Source organism: Variovorax soli NBRC 106424 (genome assembly GCF_001591385.1).
Lineage (GTDB): Bacteria > Pseudomonadota > Gammaproteobacteria > Burkholderiales > Burkholderiaceae_C > Variovorax > Variovorax soli.
Map to the genome: position 1 here is coordinate 1 of NZ_BCUU01000234.1, position 765 is coordinate 765.

Genomic DNA, 765 nt, shown 5'->3' on the forward strand with positions numbered 1-765 from the left:
CGGCTCCGGAGGTGGCTCGGGTGGCGGCTCCGGCGGCGGCTCGGGCGGCGACACCCTCAAGCCCTCGGCCACCGGCCAGATCGTCGGCGGCGTCGGCACCACGGTGAGCGCCGCCGGCACCACCGTCGCCGGCATCGGCCAGAACACCCCGGCAGGCGGCGTGATCGCCAATGCGGGCAACACCATCGACAAGGCGGGCGACGCCGTCACCGGCGGCCTGGGCCAACTCGGCAAGAGCGCCGACCCGGTGGGCGACACCCTGGGCGGCCTGCCCGCGGTGGTGGTGGGCGCCGGCCAGACGGTGTCCAGCACCGGCAGCCTGGTCAGCAGCGTGGGCCAGAACACGCCGCTCAAGCCTGTCACTTCCACGGCCGGCGGGCTGGTCGACAAGGTCGGCGACACCGTCGTCGGCGTGGCTGGCAAGCTGGACCACGTGACCGACAACGGCGTGGTGCGCAAGACCACCCGCACGGTCAACGAAGTCATCGTGCCGATCGACCGCACCCTGACGGCCACCACCCAGGAGCTGGGCGACGCCACCGGCCTGGGCGTGCCCGTGGCCGGCGTGACCAACCAGGTCGGCGGTGCGCTCAAGGGCAACCAGCTCACCTCGGGCGTGGGCGACTCGGTCATCGCGGCCGGCGGCCTGCTGCAAGGCAGCGGCACGGGCGGCGCCGGCGGCGTTCTGGGCGGCTCGCTCACGGCGGGCCTGGGCGTGGGGGCCGGCGCCGGCGCCAGCGTGGGCAGCGGCGGCATTGCCGCGGG

The 765-nt window shown here is 75.6% G+C and carries 1 protein-coding gene; it reads left to right on the top strand.

Annotated features, from left to right (window positions below; all coding sequences use genetic code 11):
- Positions 1–765, top strand: a 765-nt coding sequence (locus VSO01S_RS26550) for a collagen-like triple helix repeat-containing protein (RefSeq protein ID WP_068645717.1), incomplete at both ends; no start/stop codon positions are given.